At 59.7% G+C, this 15866-nt stretch carries 20 protein-coding genes; 7 read left to right on the top strand and 13 right to left on the bottom strand.

The window, feature by feature from the left end:
- Positions 1-32: 32 nt before the first annotated feature.
- Positions 33-545, top strand: coding sequence for a GFA family protein (locus tag AAC691_RS22305; RefSeq protein ID WP_375272600.1), 513 nt, complete (start codon positions 33-35; stop codon positions 543-545).
- A 163-nt stretch (positions 546-708) separates the two neighbouring features.
- Here the strand turns inward: AAC691_RS22305 and AAC691_RS08985 are convergent, their stop codons facing one another.
- Positions 709-1131, bottom strand: coding sequence for an organic hydroperoxide resistance protein (locus tag AAC691_RS08985; RefSeq protein ID WP_183009807.1), 423 nt, complete (start codon positions 1129-1131; stop codon positions 709-711).
- A 144-nt stretch (positions 1132-1275) separates the two neighbouring features.
- On the opposite strand from AAC691_RS08985, the gene AAC691_RS08980 reads away from it, so the two are divergent.
- Positions 1276-1731 (top strand): MarR family transcriptional regulator, encoded by a 456-nt coding sequence (locus AAC691_RS08980; protein ID WP_342629791.1) that lies wholly within the window; start codon positions 1276-1278, stop codon positions 1729-1731.
- A gap of 19 nt (positions 1732-1750) precedes the next feature.
- Here the strand turns inward: AAC691_RS08980 and AAC691_RS08975 are convergent, their stop codons facing one another.
- On the bottom strand, positions 1751-2863 hold the full coding sequence (locus AAC691_RS08975) for a DUF5700 domain-containing putative Zn-dependent protease (protein ID WP_342629790.1): 1113 nt from the start codon (positions 2861-2863) through the stop codon (positions 1751-1753).
- A gap of 61 nt (positions 2864-2924) precedes the next feature.
- A complete protein-coding gene (locus AAC691_RS08970; protein WP_183009804.1) occupies positions 2925-3584 on the bottom strand; it encodes an HD domain-containing protein in 660 nt (219 codons plus the stop codon).
- Positions 3585-3749: 165 nt separating this feature from the next.
- Between AAC691_RS08970 and AAC691_RS08965 the strand changes: the two genes are divergently transcribed.
- A complete protein-coding gene (locus AAC691_RS08965) occupies positions 3750-4721 on the top strand; it encodes a GlxA family transcriptional regulator (protein WP_259654795.1) in 972 nt (323 codons plus the stop codon).
- A gap of 354 nt (positions 4722-5075) precedes the next feature.
- Here AAC691_RS08965 and AAC691_RS08960 read toward each other — a convergent pair whose 3' ends face one another.
- A complete protein-coding gene (locus AAC691_RS08960; protein ID WP_342629789.1) occupies positions 5076-5969 on the bottom strand; it encodes a LysR substrate-binding domain-containing protein in 894 nt (297 codons plus the stop codon).
- A 111-nt stretch (positions 5970-6080) separates the two neighbouring features.
- Here AAC691_RS08960 and AAC691_RS08955 point away from each other — a divergent pair, with 111 nt between their 5' ends.
- Positions 6081-6833: an SDR family oxidoreductase gene (locus AAC691_RS08955; RefSeq protein WP_342629788.1), complete on the top strand. Its 753-nt coding sequence runs from the start codon at positions 6081-6083 to the stop codon at positions 6831-6833.
- Between the two features lie 70 nt (positions 6834-6903).
- Positions 6904-7269, top strand: coding sequence for a nuclear transport factor 2 family protein (locus AAC691_RS08950; RefSeq protein WP_342629787.1), 366 nt, complete (start codon positions 6904-6906; stop codon positions 7267-7269).
- 23 nt (positions 7270-7292) lie between these two features.
- Here AAC691_RS08950 and AAC691_RS08945 read toward each other — a convergent pair whose 3' ends face one another.
- The 8 genes from AAC691_RS08945 to AAC691_RS08910 all read right to left on the bottom strand — a co-directional run bounded on the left by AAC691_RS08945 (position 7293) and on the right by AAC691_RS08910 (position 13641).
- On the bottom strand, positions 7293-7811 hold the full coding sequence (locus tag AAC691_RS08945; RefSeq protein ID WP_342629786.1) for an RES domain-containing protein: 519 nt from the start codon (positions 7809-7811) through the stop codon (positions 7293-7295).
- Entirely contained in the window at positions 7808-8173 is a 366-nt protein-coding gene (locus tag AAC691_RS08940) for an antitoxin Xre/MbcA/ParS toxin-binding domain-containing protein (RefSeq protein ID WP_342629785.1), read from the bottom strand. Before AAC691_RS08940 ends, AAC691_RS08945 begins: the two co-directional genes overlap by 4 nt.
- A 109-nt stretch (positions 8174-8282) precedes the next feature.
- Positions 8283-9974, bottom strand: coding sequence for a recombinase family protein (locus AAC691_RS08935; protein ID WP_342629784.1), 1692 nt, complete (start codon positions 9972-9974; stop codon positions 8283-8285).
- A 9-nt stretch (positions 9975-9983) separates the two neighbouring features.
- Positions 9984-10166 (bottom strand): hypothetical protein, encoded by a 183-nt coding sequence (locus AAC691_RS08930; protein WP_342629783.1) that lies wholly within the window; start codon positions 10164-10166, stop codon positions 9984-9986.
- A gap of 313 nt (positions 10167-10479) precedes the next feature.
- On the bottom strand, positions 10480-10722 hold the full coding sequence (locus AAC691_RS08925; RefSeq protein ID WP_342629782.1) for a hypothetical protein: 243 nt from the start codon (positions 10720-10722) through the stop codon (positions 10480-10482).
- A gap of 2 nt (positions 10723-10724) precedes the next feature.
- Positions 10725-12221 carry a HEAT repeat domain-containing protein gene (locus AAC691_RS08920; RefSeq protein ID WP_342629781.1) on the bottom strand — a complete coding sequence of 499 codons (1497 nt, stop codon included), beginning with the start codon at positions 12219-12221 and terminating at the stop codon, positions 10725-10727.
- The gene (locus tag AAC691_RS08915) at positions 12158-13099 is read right to left on the bottom strand and encodes a winged helix-turn-helix domain-containing protein (protein ID WP_342629780.1); all 942 of its coding nucleotides are present in this window, start codon (positions 13097-13099) and stop codon (positions 12158-12160) included. The genes AAC691_RS08920 and AAC691_RS08915 overlap by 64 nt, the downstream gene beginning before the upstream one ends.
- Positions 13096-13641: a recombinase family protein gene (locus AAC691_RS08910; protein ID WP_342629779.1), complete on the bottom strand. Its 546-nt coding sequence runs from the start codon at positions 13639-13641 to the stop codon at positions 13096-13098. The genes AAC691_RS08915 and AAC691_RS08910 overlap by 4 nt, the downstream gene beginning before the upstream one ends.
- Before the next feature lie 423 nt (positions 13642-14064).
- On the opposite strand from AAC691_RS08910, the gene AAC691_RS08905 reads away from it, so the two are divergent.
- Both AAC691_RS08905 and AAC691_RS08900 read left to right on the top strand, forming a co-directional pair.
- Positions 14065-14382: a DUF736 domain-containing protein gene (locus AAC691_RS08905; protein ID WP_342629778.1), complete on the top strand. Its 318-nt coding sequence runs from the start codon at positions 14065-14067 to the stop codon at positions 14380-14382.
- Between the two features lie 361 nt (positions 14383-14743).
- Positions 14744-15415 carry a DNA methyltransferase gene (locus tag AAC691_RS08900; RefSeq protein WP_342629777.1) on the top strand — a complete coding sequence of 224 codons (672 nt, stop codon included), beginning with the start codon at positions 14744-14746 and terminating at the stop codon, positions 15413-15415.
- Between the two features lie 127 nt (positions 15416-15542).
- On the opposite strand, the gene AAC691_RS08895 is transcribed toward AAC691_RS08900, so the two are convergent.
- The gene (locus AAC691_RS08895) at positions 15543-15830 is read right to left on the bottom strand and encodes a hypothetical protein (protein ID WP_342629776.1); all 288 of its coding nucleotides are present in this window, start codon (positions 15828-15830) and stop codon (positions 15543-15545) included.
- Positions 15831-15866: the final 36 nt, after the last annotated feature.

The raw sequence follows: 15866 nt of genomic DNA, 5'->3' as shown, positions 1-15866 counted from the left end.
GATTTTTGGAAAGTTTTCCGAAGTGATTGCGAATGGCCGATCCTTTAAAATGCAATACGCAAGAGGTGAGAATGGGGAAAGGCAGGCACAAGACGATGAGAGCTGCGTGCAACTGCGGGACATGTGCGATTGAAATCACACGCATGCCCACAGTTCGCCTCAAGTGTCACTGCACGATTTGCCAGGCATTTACGGCCAGCCCATATTCGGATGTCGTCATCATTCCTGGTTCCGAAGTGACGATCCAAGATGAAGCTGCTCTTGATTTCCGAAATTATAAGCACCATCGATGGCCGCCTCCCAATTTGAAGCGAGGGCGCTGCCGGCATTGTGACCAGGCATTCATCGAGACATGGGGTGCGGGCGTGGTTGAGATTGCGTTCATACGCGCCGCTACCTTCGAATACCCAGAACTCTTGCCGCCCGTGGGTGCGCACGTTTTCTACGAGCATTGTATCGCGAAGGCCAGGGACGGTGTTCCGAAATACAGGGGGTATTTTTCGAGTCAGTTTGCAATTGGGCGCCTGATCATGAATGCACTCTGAACGACGCGGCCGGAGAGAAAGTGTTTTTCGGCGTTAGACGTCTCTTCGCCTCCCGGGCATCGGACATGACCTATATGTGCAAGATTGGTAATCCCGACCGGAGCGGCGCCTGAAGTCTTGCCGCCGCCGGCCAAGTGCCAGCGGCGTGTATTTCGAAGGCCGATCACGCGACGTTGAGACTGACGGCCGCGCCATTATGGGCAAGGTAGGAATAGGGACAGACAATATCGGCCTGGGCGACCAGCGTCTCGGCTTCGGCGCGTTCCACGCCCGGAATGGCGACCGTCAGGGAAATCTCCAATCCGAAGCCCTTGCCATCATCGCGCGGGCCGATACCGATCGACGCGGAGACCGAGGTTTCCTCGGACAGTTTCACCTTCTTCTGCGAGGCGACATATTTCAGGGCGCCGAGGAAACAAGCGGAATAACCCGTTGCGAAGAGCTGCTCAGGATTGGTGCCGTCACCACCGGCCCCTCCGAGTTCCTTCGGGGTATCGAGCGTCACGCTCAGGCGCCCATCGCTTGATTTCGCTGAGCCGGTGCGTCCGCCGGTGGCTGTTGCTTCGGCACGATAGAGAATGTTCATAGAAACCTCCATAACAACGTCGCGATAAAGATTATCGCGATAAATAAACTCGTAGTGGCGAAGCCCGGGCTTGTAAAGCTATTCCTTTATCGCGATATCAAATTTCGTGATAAAGAAACCTTGCCTGCCACATGGAGATGGACCTTGGATTCCCCGCCCGATTCCCTGCCGCTGGACGCGCATCTGTGTTTTGCCATCTACTCGGCCAATATCGTGATCAACCGGGCTTATCGACCCGTGCTTGATCGGCTCGGCATCACCTATCCGCAGTATCTCGTCATGAACGTACTCTGGGAAAAGAACGGGCAATCCGTCGGAGCGATCGCCGATCGCCTCGCACTGGAGTCGAGTACGATCACGCCTCTCGTGAAGCGTCTGGAAGCCGCGGAGTTCGTGCGGCGCCAACGCAATCCGGATGATGAGCGCCAGGTCGTCGTAACGCTGTGTCCGAAAGGCGTTGCATTGCGCCAGGATGCGACATGCCTCGCGGCGACCCTACTCAAGCGGTCCGGTGCTCCGGTATCGGATCTTGTCCGCCTCACTGAAGAGGTCCGCGGCTTCAGGGACGCCCTCCTCGCTACCCCTCAGGAAGCACGGTAACCGGCCGCCGCGGCTTGGCTTATTTGCATCCGGCAGCGAGAACCTGTGCTGCCGCGACGGTCCCGTGTCCAAGAGGCGGATGGTCGCGGTCCTTTCCATATTCCGGCAGGCGGACATAGGTGAGGACATAGTCGTAAGAGGGCTGCCTGAGCAATTTGATCAGGCCATCAGGCCCGTAACGCGCTGTGATATCTTTCGCGATTACATACGCGATGTTGTACAGGATGGCGTGTCCGTAAAAGCCAACGGCATAGACCTTGCTGTAAGGTACCGGTGTCTTGGCGTTCAGGGCATCGACGGACATTTCAAGAAGTGAGGCACTCCATTCTATGTGCCTCAGGCCGTCCCTTTCATCGTCCCTGATACGATCGGCTGCCTCGCCCTTCGCCTGCTCGATCAGAGAGTGGTCTCCAACATAATCTGCTGTACCCTCCTCATAGAGGTTGTCGAATAGTTTGCGGGTCGCGTGACAGGGCGAGAGGTCCGGGTCATCGTCGAAGGCGCCGCGCTCCTTGGAGAAGGCACCCTGCACGGCATGATACATTTCGTGATTCGTGACTTCCCTTGCCAGGACCAAATCCCGAATCCTCCCGACATTGAGATAGAAATCGGTATCGCCGAACGTGTAGCCTCCGCCGTCTCCTCCGGCAATGACATACCCGTTGATATGAATATTGGCGCTCCTGGGGCTAAAGCGGGCGATCCGATTTTCAAGTGCCCGTTGGAAATGGTCTGGATCACGTTCTATTGCCGTGATTACCATACGAATTCCGCCGATATTGCCTTTCACTTCATCGAGTGAGTAACTCATTCCGACTCGATCCGTGATGGGTTTGCCATGTGCCTCGGCATAAAGAGCCCGAGCGAAACTGGCGGTTGACGCCGGTATGTCGAATTCCTGCAGTTTCCGAATGATGGCCTGGTTACCTTTCATCTGGACGACGGCCGCAGCCTGGTCTTCCGTCAGAAACGGATTGCTGACTGCCGTAAGCAGCGAGTTCGCGGCAGTGGTATCGATCGATACGGTCGTCGCACGAGCGCCCGGACCGATAATGGCGAGCGCGGTCATCAGGACCAGGCTGCGACCGAGGGGTATGTCCATGAAATGTTTCTTGACTTTCTTGCGCTTCATATTGCTCGGACTGGCATGCGGAAACCTCCACGATCAAGTAACCACAGGCACGAGGGCGGGATCAGGCATTCCAGCGCGATGTGCGGATGATTGAGCAGAAGTTTCCCTTGTGAAAATGCGGCTCTTTATCAGCGATCACATCCGCCTTTACGTTACCGAAGGTCGTGTCCGGCTTATGGCGGATACCGTCGTAGAATGCCTGGATGATATCTTCCTTGAAATGCGGTGTCCTTGGAAAGGCGGCGACGACTGCCTCGCGGACCGTGTCGGGATACTGGTCGTACGTAAGGCCGAGAACGTCCATTTCGACGCCGGCCGTGGTGAGCGCGATCACGGGATGCATGAATTCCGGCACGCCTGGGGTCGTGTGGAGGGCGATGCCCGTCCAGACCTTTTCGATGTCGGATGGATCGACATCGTGACTCTTGAGGAAGTCCCGTGCGGCATTGGCGCCGTCAACTTCGAAACGAAGAGTCTCGCTGCTGTGCGATGGCATCAATCCGATATCGTGGAACATCGCGGCAGCATAGAGGAGTTCGGGATTGAAGGTCAGTTCGCGCTGCTGCCCGGCAAGCGCGCCGAAGAAATAGACGCGGCTCGAATGATTAAAGAGCAGGTCGCTTTCGGTATCGCGAATAAACTCCGTGATCGCGCGGCCAAGAGAGGAATCCGGCACAACGATGCCATTGATGCTCGTCCCAGAACGAAGCGTATCTATCATGGCGTAAGCTCCTTTTTGTTTCCGGCTCCGACAATCCTGACAACGGTGTCGCGACCATCCGGCGACTGCCTGCCTCATGAGGCCTGTCGTTTCATGCGGATTTTATTCTCTGTCGCGGGTGGCAGAAATGACATATAGACCTCGTATTCTGCCATAGGGTGACAGATGATGATGCCGGCTCCCTCCGATGCCCTTGCCATTTGGTTCGTCGTGTTTCCCGGCTTCGAACTCCTCGATGTGAGTGGCCCGTTATGCGCGTTTCATCTAGCGCGCGACTTTCATCGGACGGGCTATGACATCCGGACCGTCTCGGTATCCGGCGGGCTCGTGGCCAGTTCATCGGGAGTGACAATCGACACCGTCCAGCCATCTATGCCCGGGCGCCTCGATACGCTTGTGATCGTGGGGGCTCCCGATACGGAGATGCTCTCCCGGCAGAATGATCTGATTGCACTCGTGCGCATGCTGGCGCCTCATGCGCGGCGCAGCGCCAGCGTCTGCACCGGAACGTTCGTTCTGGCGGCAGCCGGGCTGCTTGACGGACATCGCGTGACGACCCATTGGCGTCATACGGCTGATCTCCAGCGTCGCTACCCCTTGCTCAAGGTCGAGGCCGACCGGATTTTCATTCACGATGGTGCGATCTGGACCTCGGCGGGCATTACCGCCGGCATCGATCTTGCGCTGGCGATGATCGAGGAGGATTTCGGGATCGAAAATTCCAAGGCTGTCGCGAGGGAACTTGTGGTTTATCATCGCCGCAGTGGTGGTCAGTCTCAGTTTTCGACTCTTCTCGACCTGGAGCCGCGCCCGGGGCGCATTCGCGACGCTATCGCCTATATTCATACGCACTTGCGGGAGCCATTGTCGGTTGAGCGGCTGGCAAATGTCGCGAGGATCAGTCCACGCCAGTTCGCCCGACAGTTCGTCGTGGAGACGGGGGAGACACCGGCTCGCGCAGTCGAGCGCCTGCGGTGTGATGCCGCTCTTCCACGTATCGAAAATACGAGCGAACCTTTAGACCAGATCGCCTTGCATGTTGGCTTCCGCGACCTCGAACGCATGCGTCGTGCATGCCTGCGCGTATATGGACAGCCGCCACAGGCTCTACGTCGGTCAAGTCGTCATAGAGCCTAAGTGTTTAGTCCCGGGCTTTGATGGTGCATTATTGACGCGAGCCGCGCGTCAGCGACATTGGGCAATACGCCGGGCTCCTTCGGACAGACCTGGTATTTGCCGTGCTGTGACGATCGGCTGGCTTATATGGCGTTCGTCGCCATGGCGAGCGGGATTTTTGGCCGGGAGCCTTCCTCTTCGGTTATCGGCAGGGTGCTGAATTGATCTGGCGGGAGCGGACAGACAGATAGTCAGTTCCCGCCTGTTTGCGGACGACAACCGACATCAGAGGAGCGCCGGAAGCGGACATGGCCTGCACGAACGAGGATCGTGGCTCAATGATGTCGTGTCCCGGATTCCTGGAGACAGAATCGATCACAGGTTTTTGGGGAAGCCCGCTGCGAGGTGATCGATGAACGCGCGCACGGCGGACGGGAGCCCACGGCGCGTCGTGAAGACCAGATGGACGATACCCTCCCGACCTGTCCATTCCGGCAGGACCTGAACAAGTTGGCCAGAGTCGATCGCTTCCTGACAAAGATGATCGGGCAGCCAGGCGACGCCGAGGCCCGCGATCGCTGCCTCGCGCATCGCGACCATGTCGTGCGAGCCAAGCCGTGGCGTCCTGCGAACCTCATAGGTTTCGCCCTGTGCGTTCACCAGCGGCCAGATGCAGTCGACGGCTTCGTCGCTGGTCGTCAGGAGCGGGGCAGTCGCCAGATCGGCCAAGGCCGCGACGTGCATGGCGATACGCGGGTGTGCCACCATGATGCGAACCGAATGCCCGAGTGAGCGCATGGTCAATGCCGCGTCCGAGGTCAGTGCCAGGCGCACGCGCAACGCCACGTCAATCCGCTCCTCGATCAGATCGACGGGCCGGTCGACGGCTATGAGTTGCAGCCGCACCTTCGGATAGCGGGCGAGAAAGCCCGTGATCAAGTCTGTAATGACCGTCACCATCCCGGTCGGGCAACTGAAGCGGATCACCCCCGCCGGCTCCGCCTGGGCCGCGCTGACGATCGCCTCGGCGGCGTCGGCTTCATCCAGCATCGCGCGGCATCGTTCGTAAAAGGCGCGGCCGAGTTCGGTGACACGGAAGCGGCGGCTCGATCGTTCGATCAGCCGCGCACCCAGCCGACCTTCCAGATCCGCGATGCGGCGACTGAGCTTGGATTTCGGCTCGTGCAAGACGCGTGCCGCCGCCGAAAATCCGCCATGAGCCACGACCGCGACGAAATAGACATGATCGTTGAGATCGCGCCGGTGCATCGTTCCTCCAGGTGAACGCTGTGTGCAGAAATCACTGTCTACACGATTTATCGTTCCAGGAGGATGTCTGTCTCACCGACGCAGATCGCGTCGAAAACAGGGAGCAGACCAATGACATACGGATTTGACGGCAAGGTGGTGATCGTCACCGGCGGCACGAGCGGCATCGGGCTCGCGACGGCCAGGGCGTTTGCCGATGAGGGCGCGTTCGTCTTCATCACCGGGCGGCGGCAGGACGCGCTCGATGCGGCGGTCAGCAGCATCGGCGGTCGGGTGACCGGCGTGCGTGGCGACATGGGGCGCCTTGAGGACATCGACCGGCTCTATGACGCGGTCCAGCAGACGCACAACCAGATCGACGTCGTGTTCGCGAATGCCGGCGGTGGCGAATTCGCACCGCTGGGCGCCATCACGGAGGAGCATTACCAGTCGACCTTCGACAGCAACGTCAAGGGCGTGCTGTTCACCGTGCAGAAGGCGCTGCCGCTGCTGCGCGATGGGGGTTCGATCGTGCTGAATGCCTCGAACGTCAGTGCGGCGGGCACACCGGCGCTCAGCGTCTATTCCGCGACCAAGGCCGCGGTGCGCAGTTTCGCGCGCAACTGGATGCTCGATCTCAAGGACCGGCACATTCGGGTGAATGCGGTCAGCCCCGGCGTCACGGACACGGCTGGCCTGAACCAGCTCTTTGGCGGTGGCGAGCAGGCCGAGGGCACCAAGAGCTATCTTGCCGGCCTGATCCCCTCCGGCCGGGTCGCCCAGCCTGAAGAAATCGCGCGCGCCGTGCTGTTCCTGGCGTCGAGCGAGGCAAGCTTCATCAACGGCATCGAGCTCTTCGTCGATGGCGGCCAGAAGCAGATCTGAAAATCAGCATGGGACAACCGGCGGTCATTGGATTGCGATCCGACCGGCCGCCGGCCCATGGAGACTCGTCATGACCCATACCGTCACTTCTCTCCTCGCACGCAATCTGCATGGCGTCTTCGGCGAGGCCGACGATGCCCGGCGCCGCGCACTGGTAGACGAACTCTTCACCGAGGACGCGCTCTTCGTCGAACCGGCCGGCATCACGCGTGGCCGCGCCGCCATTGCCGCCGTCGCGGGCAAGATCCGGGCTACCCATCCGGGCTTTGCTTATGCCGAACTCGCCCCGGCCGAAAACCTGCACGGCCTCGCCGGGCGGCTGCGCTGGACGTCTGGTGAGCCCGGGCGGCCACCGTCCTATGCGGGTACCGATATCATCGTCGTCGAGAACGGCCGCATCGCGGCGCTCTACCTGTTCTTCGATCCATTGCCGTGAAAACGCCGCCCGACATGGGCTGTTTACGACCATGACGCCGCGGTTTCGGGCAGACGCCCCTCATCATCGATGACGATCACGCGGGAAGGCAAGGTGCCTGACCAATTCCAGAAGACGAGATTCCGGTCGTTTTGTGTCGCGCCGGGAGCAAAGCTCGGAACGATGACGCCAGCCACGTCCCGGGCCATGAGTGTTTTAGCCAGTTCCCATGACGGCGGCATCTCGCCCTTGTCAGCAAGGTCTTCCCACGGACAGGCGAGGGTGGCGGGGGAAAAGCCAAGATCGTGGAGGCCGGACAGATCGGTCAGATCGAGGACAGGTTCGCTATCGACATCATAGGCGCAGATCGTCAGAGGCTGCGGCTTGAACGGGAAGCCCTGCTGGGCTTCGAGCCAGGCGGTCTCCATGCGCAGTGAGGTATAGAGCGCAGCCGTGCCAACCGGATTGAACCGTCCTCCGTGACGTGCCGCACCGTCGCCTGACAAGGGGGTGAAAGACCAGCGAGGATTATGAGCCCGAAATACGCGTCCGGTGAATCTCACGCGTACCCGCCGGTCGTAATCCGGTCCAGGTAGCGCCGGACGGCATCGGCGCGGCCCTCCCGGACGAGCGCCTCGGCAGTCTGATCCCCGAACGAGGGCAGGGGCTGTGCCCGGTACCACGCAAAAGCCTGCTGGGCTGAACCCGCCCATGGCCGGACCCGATTGAGGATCTCGACCATGTCGCGCAGCCTCGCCTGGGTGGCGGGACGGCCGAGGCGGGCGCTTTTGGAGACGGCATCGCGCGACAGCCCCAGTGTTACGGCCAGTTCACCCCTTGTGATGTGCAGCATATTGCTCAGCCGTTCCGCCGCGATCAGCCCTGATGGATCGAAGGCGTCGGAGAGGAATGTGGTCTCGGACATGACGGCGTGCCTCATATATTGACCATGATATGGGATCATATATGAGGCGGATTGCCTATGACAAGGATTCCAGTTGGATATGCCCATGCGCTTTGGCATGGTGACTCTGTCATGCGGCGAGGCGGGGTATCTCGCGGTCGACCAATCGCAAGTATCGTTGGTTGCTTTCCCCCGCAACCATCTTGACTTGCGATGCAAGAACAGAGCCCGAACCGGCAACGGTCGGGCTCTTTTGCTTTGTGCCCGCCGCGATCGTCAGGATGCCGGCCAAGTCGCCGTGCAGTTCCACGCGCAGTGCGCCGTCGACCGGCGTCAGCATAATACGCTCAATCAGGGAGCGGATGAGGTCAGCGGCTTCCAGGCGGGTGGTCTCCTGCTGCAGAGCGTTGTGCAGCGCGGTGACGCGCTCGCGATAGACGATCGCCATGCTGGGATGCAGCACCGGCGGCGGCTCGTCGATGGTGGCCAGGGTCTCCTCGGCTTGGGCTTTGCGCCGCTCCAGTTTCTGGCTGCGTTCCTTGATCCGCTCCTCGGGCAGGGTGCCCTTGAGCAGGGCGTCCATCAGCGTGTCGAACTCGCGCTCAATGCGCTGGAGTTCCGCCTTGGCGGCGCTGATGCCGGCCGAGGCTTCGATCCGCTGTTCGTTCATCCGGCGAGTGAACTCCTCGCAGAACACGGCGAACAGTTCGGGATCCATCAAATGGCTCTTGAGCGCGGTCAGCACGCGGGATTCGAGGGCGTCACGGCGGATGTTCATGCGGTTGCCGCAGGTACCCTTGTTGCGGGCAGTGGAGCAGCCAACCAGGGTACCGGAGACCATGGAATAGCCACCGCCGCAGCAGCCGCACTTGGTCAGGCCGGTGAACAGATATTTGCCGCGCTGGCGCTCGTGCAGGCGGTTGGTGTCGCCGGTGTCGCGATTGATCTTGATCGCCTTCTGCTTGGCCTTGACCTTGTCCCACAGCGCCTGGTCGATGATCCGCAGTTCCGGCACCTCCTGGATCACCCATTCGGACGCGGGATTGGGTCGGGAGACCCGCTTGCCGGTCTCGGGATCCTTGAGATAGCGCAGCCGGTTCCAGACCAGGCGGCCAATATACATCTCATTGTTGAGAATACCGGTGCCGCGCTGGCGGTTGCCGTTGATGGTGGTGAAGCCCCAGTCGCCGCCCGTGGGGGCGGAGATGCCATCGTCGTTGAGGGCGACGGCGATCCGCTTGGGGGAACGGCCGTTGGCAAACTCATGGAAGATGCGGCGGACGACGGCGGCTTCAGTATCATTGATGCTGCGATTGCCGCGGATCGGCTCGCCGCGATCGTCGATCTGGCGGACGACGTCATAGCCGTAGGAGTTGCCGCCACCCGACTTGCCGTCCTCGATCCGGCCGCGCAGGCCACGGCGGACCTTGTCGGCCAGATCCTTGAGGAACAGGGCGTTCATCGTGCCCTTGAGGCCGACATGCAGGTGGGTGACGTCGCCCTCGGACAGGGTGACGATGCGCACACCGGCGAAGGCCATGCGCTTGTGCAGGCCGGCGATGTCCTCCTGGTCGCGGGACAGCCGGTCCATCGCCTCGGCCAGCACGATGGTGAAGCGGCCGCGCTGCGCGTCCTGCACCAGTTCCTGGATACCGGGGCGCAGCAGCAGCGAGGCCCCCGAGATCGCCCGGTCGGTGTAGCTGTCGACGATACTCCAGCCCTGTTTGGTGGCGTGCTCCCGACAGAGCCGCAACTGGTCCTCGATCGAGGCATCGCGCTGATGGTCGGAGGAATACCTTGCATACAGGGCGACGCGGGTCATGGGCGGCTCCTATTGTGTCGGGCCAGTCCTCTGCCTATTACGTGCGGCGTTGACATAGTCGTCGGCGGCCTGACGGGCGAGAAGGCGGACCAGGGCAACCAGCCGGGGATCGCGCGTGCGCAGTGTCAGGATGAGGCGGTCGGAGGCCGCGTCGTCCTCCCGTGCAGGCACGATCTTGCTGGCGTCGGTCATCGTACCATGTCCCCGATCCAAAGCGCATCTCAAAAATGCTGTCAGGGTCTTAGTAGATCAGACGAGGTGCCAGACGGAACGGGGCGGAACAGGTGTTCGTGGAGGTAAGAGGCGGTGGCGGAAGATACTGACCGATGGTGGTTGGCGGCCATGCCCGGCGGCAGGATCGGTGCCTTGGCGGCGTATGGCACGCATCTATGTAACTCCCGGTCGATATCAGACAGAGTTCTCGCGCTCTACATTGATCTTCCAAACGGAGATCCGTACATAATCAAACATTACGATTCAGATCTTGTATACGGCCGTGGATAGTTCAATCGTTGTCCAATGGTACCATGTCTCGTAGAGCGAATAACCTTACTTCGCCCTTGTCCAAGTCAATCGCTTTGACTAGCCATTGAGGTGTACGATGCCATTCGTTGCTCGTGAAGAGCAACGCTTCGAACTCGGCAGTGCGTTCGGCAACTATGCCCTGCCAGTTCTTATAGCGGAATTTCACTATTTGGCCTGGAATGATAGGAATCTCGAGCGCATGCTTGCGCGATTGATCTGACATGGCTAGTTAAGTCCCGCTAGTTTGCTGAGACCCTGAATAATTTGATTAAGGGTATCCTCGGCCCCTGCGATGTTGGTCACAACTCCTGCGGCCTTCGAGAGTACTTCAGTTACTCTTTTCAGGGTGCTGCTGTTGGTGTCTGCCTGAGCTATGGTGATAGCCTCGGTCACCTCCTCTTTTTCCTTCTCGGGTATGATCAACCCTTCAATCACCGTACCGGCGCGCGTCAATTCGTCTCTTAGCAGCTCGGTTACATGTGGTGTGTATTGGATGAACTGTCCGGTATTTACCGCGTTCCCACTCCCAGAGAGCGCGGCGACCTGAGAGTTGTTGATATTAAATGTATTATTCGTCACGAATAGGTCTCCTTCTGACTGATAATCGAGACGCCGGAAAGCTGAGAAAAGCGCCGTTCCAGCAGCTGTTCCACGCATGCGCTCCTGGTCCGCTGGATTCGCACGTTGGTAAGCGTCTACGGCATGTTCATAATATGCCGGTGATTTGTAGGAGTGCGTAATTACATGATCGAGAATCTCTTGCCTCACGTCGGCATTCATCTCGCTAGTAAACCAGTTTAACACCACAGACACCAACTCGCCAAAAAAGGTGTCCTTCAGCCCACGAGCAAGGCCCAGCCGAGCTTCGATGCTCATGTCTTCTGTAGCCTGCTCCATAAAGTCGAGATTCTGTAAACAATACGTTTCGTTCATGGCAAATAGGCGGTAAGCCCAACTCCGGACATTGTCCGGCCGAGATGCTACGTCTGGAAGATCAATGCCCATGTCATTGATGCTGAGTGATGAGTTCTCCGTGATTGCCCAAACCGAATATTGTGATACCATTGCATCATCGTGTTTTCCTAAAACTTTCACGATTTCCGCATTGCTATAATTGGGGTCTAAAAGATTCTGAGGTGCACGATTGAGACCGATTATTAGCAGTGCTGCTTTGATCGTTTCCGGATCTGCCGTCTGAATATTTACTGGGAGTCCGTGGAGAGTAAGTTCTTCCGGTCTAATATGCTGAAGTGCAGCGAGAGTAATCATCTGGCTAGGAAAGTTAAGTCGGCGCAAATCAGTTTCGGCTGTCATCCTACTCAGCTTATAAAGCGCTGCGACGCCAGCTGTAACAATCTCTGGGTCACTGACGTGATCTTCGATTGCTCTGATTATAGCGTCTCGGGAGTCTTTGCGGCCGATATGAGCCAAGCCGTTTAACGCCCATCTCTTGACCTTTAGGTCGGTTTTCCTGTGGCTGAGTCCGACGAGTGTTGTCTCCATGGCATAATGATTGTTGGGGTGAATCCGGTATCCACGTCGGTAAAGTCTGCATAGATCTTGTAGCGCATTTTTTGTCGGCACCGGATTCCCGCTGCCAATCTGATGTTCCAAATAGGTTAGAACAGAGCCGCTAATGAATTTAGGAAGTCCCGATGTCAATGTTTCCTGCCGAAAACGCGAGTTCCAGTATAAAATGCTTCGAGAACCGATCGCGACCATGGGTCGAAATCGTCAATATTATTAACGCGATTGCGAATATCCATCCACTCTAGATCATTGAGTGCAAGCCGTCGCCGGGTGGGTTCGAACCAAGTGGGACACTCCATCGAGACTACAGCCAACAGATCACCCGTCCCAGGTTCGTCATGCGAGAGGACAAATTTATGCAATTCAGCCTTACTTGAGAGTTCTCCGGAGTCGGCGCCGCCGCATAAAATATCGAGGTCAATCATCGTTGCTCGTACGCCGACATCAAGGATGCCCGCGTCCTTCGCGTTGAAGAGTGTTTGGTCATGTGGCGTGACTAAGGTCGAGAAACCGATTGACCGTTTGGCAAAAAAATTATCGCGATTGTCACGATAGCGACCGACGCGATAAGTCAGGACATGCGTTCCTTTAAAGACGCACACGAATGGGCGTACGACATAGAACCCTTCGTGGCCTTTCCTCGGGTTAATGTAGGTGTGTACGCCTCGGACCAACAGGCGAAGAACCCTGGATGGCTCAATCATAAGGCCGCTACTTGCGAGTTGGGTGACGCGCCCAGACATGATTGCAAGCGTCGGCCCGCGCACTAGTTCGCGAAGTCGCCGACGCGCTTGGTAAGGCTGCCTAAGGTCTTCAGGGATGGCGGGGTCATTAAGGAAGTCCCGCAGGAAGTATTTCCCAGGTGATGTACGGTAAAATTGGCTGCGGTCACGCTTTGAGATAATATCTTCGCTCATGCGTGCCCCCAAGGTCTTATGCTGGGTTTTGCCATATAAGTTACAGGGTACGATACCTGATTTGTAGGCTTCCGCAATAATGGCGCGCGGGCTGAGCGGCCGACGTTCGTTCTTCAACACCTCTTCGGCGATCTTTAAGTAGGAATTGGTCATAGTGAGAGCCTACTGATCGTCGCCTGGCTGACATTATAGCTGCGGGCAACACTGCGCTGCGTTTCGCCTGCTTCCAAACGTGAGCGTGCTTCGCATTGTTGGAGCTTTGTGAGCTTGGGTTTCCTCCCGAACTGTACACCCAGGCCCTTCGCATCGAAACGGCCGCGCGCTATTCTTTCTACAATTCGTCGCTGCTCCAGTTTCGCCGCGACGTCGAGTGTCGCGATCACCAGGTCAGAAAAGGCGGCAGTTGTATCCACAATTGGCTCAGCCAAGGACCGAAGTCCGGCACCAATTCGGCGCATATCATGGACAATGGTTAGGACGTCCGTCGTGCTGCACGACAACTGGTCGACCGCCGGAATGATCACCACGTCACCGTCAGTGAGGATAGTCATCATCTTCTTAAACTGTGGACGGTTCCTGATCGCCCCACCCATGTGGTCGCGGAACACCAGTTCACACCCGGCCGCTTTGAGGCGGGCGAATGGGCTGATGAGGTCCGAAGCGTCGTTCGAAACGCAGGCGTAGCCGTAAATCATAGCTCAATCTGCATCGGAATTTCGCATCAGAAAACCCCCTTTTGGGCACTTCTCGCACCAATCTGAAGTCTGCCCGAGGGGCTAGCCCGCTAAATGAGGTGGCATGTTCCAGCGGCTGTACAGTGCCATCGCAGGACCTTGGCATGACTGGATCGCCGGCGTCACCTGCGTCCTTCTGTTACACGCTGCCCCTGTGACCTCTCGATTGGCTGACCCTGCCGGACGCCGCTCGCCTGCCCGCAATGGCGGCCGGCGACTATTTTCCCCTGACACGGTGCGTCATTCCTCGCGCCGCAAAATAGCCGCCGGCCGCCATCCTCCGCGTTGCTGCGGCCGCGCGCGGTGCGGGTCGATCGTCCTCCGGCCATCGGATCGCCATCGAGGCCGCATGGGGCGGCGTCGATCCAGCAAAGGACCACGGCTATGGCGATCATCGGCACCTTCACCAAAGGCGACAGCGGCATCTTCACCGGCACCATCCGTACCCTCGGCATCAACGCCAAGATCCGTATCGTCCCCGAACCCGACAAGGCGCGGGACAGCGCCCCCGATTACCGGGTATTCGCCCAGACCTTCGAGGTCGGCGCCGCCTGGCAAAAGACCGCCCAGGAGAGCGGCCGCGAGTATCTCTCCCTGAAGCTCGACGATCCCAGCTTCGCCCAGCCGATCTTCGCCAGCCTGTTCTCGGCGGAAGATGGCGAAGGCTTCTCCCTCCTGTGGTCCCGCCGCACCAACGGCTGAACCGCCAGGATGCCCCGCCCAGCCGGCGGGGCATTTCTCTGTACGCTCCAGGTATTCGTCCACGCAGAGCGACCGTTGGTGCCCTGCGGCGAGCCATTCCGGCTCCGGTCATGACGGGTCCGCCACGCTCGGCATGGCGGACAACATGAAAAAGACCAGGGAGAGAGGCGCTTCTCCTCTCTCCCCCGCGAACGCCGGCTACAGCCCGGCAGGACCGCGTGCGGCGCAGGGTGTGGCCCCGCTTGCGCGCAGCCCGGCCGGTCCCGCCGTCATTCGCCCCCCTCTCTCCCGCGCGGTCGCCCGCCTCCGGGAAGCACGCGCGGGTGCTTCCCAAGCGAGTTTACCAAGAGGGAACAGGATCATGACCACCACGACAGCCCAGACCGTCCGCAATACCGTCCTCCACGGCGATAGCGTCGCGCTGATGCGCCGTCTGCCGCGCCATTCGGTCGATTTCATCCTCACCGACCCGCCCTATCTGGTGCGGTATCAGGGCCGGGACGGCCGCACGGTCCGCAACGACGACAACGCAAGCTGGCTCAAGCCCTCGGTGAACCAGATGCACCGGGTGCTGAAACCGGGCGGGTTCTGCATTTCGTTCTATGGCTGGAACCGGATCGCCCTGTTTGCCGAGGCATGGGAACAGGCCGGGTTCCGCATGGTCGGGCACATTGTGTTTCGTAAGAAATACGCCTCGTCGTCCCGGTTCCTGCGCTACGCCCACGAAAGCGCCTATCTGCTGGCAAAGGGCGACGTGCAGGTGCCGCGCCATCCGATCCCGGACGTGCTGGATTTCGACTACACCGGCAACCGGCTGCACCCGACACAAAAGCCGGTGTCGGCCCTGCGGCCACTGATCGAGGCGTTTTGTCCCCCGGGCGGTCTGACGCTAGACCCGTTCTGTGGCTCGGGATCCTCGCTGGTCGCGGCCCGGAGCCTCGGGCGGGACTGGCTGGGCATGGAACTGGACGCCGGGCACGTCGCCACCGCGACGCATCGGCTGACCACAGGCGAGGGGAGGGCGGCCGCATAGGCCGTCCTTCTCTCCTTCCAGATCGGATCGCCCATGGGCGATCCGGCTGTGGAAAACGGCGCTCGCCGGGCCGTGCCCGGCTCGCAGACGGGTCGTGGCAAAAATCGCGCCGCGTGGCCGCGGCGCGTCAGAACGGCTTCAGCGCCGGGTCGTCCTTCAGCAAATGATAGCCGGTCTCGGTCATCCAGCGGGCACGGGCGAGATGGCTGTCATAGGCATGCCGCGCGCGTTCCGGCTCCCGGTCGGGGTCGATCCGCAGGATCTCGCGCGCGCACGCTTCGCGCGGCGCGCCGTCCCGCACCGCGTCCAACAGCATGAGGTAGGTGATGAGATGCAGCCGGTCGTAATCGGTCAGCGTCTCGCCGGCCGGTGCGAACTCGTCGGCCGGGCCGGCATCGACCTTCGGGCGGGTCACTGGGGCCTCGCGTGCTGACCGGTCATGGACATAGTG

This window comes from Nguyenibacter vanlangensis (assembly GCF_038719015.1).
GTDB lineage: Bacteria > Pseudomonadota > Alphaproteobacteria > Acetobacterales > Acetobacteraceae > Gluconacetobacter > Gluconacetobacter vanlangensis.
This window is presented reverse-complemented; position numbering and strand designations above follow the sequence as displayed.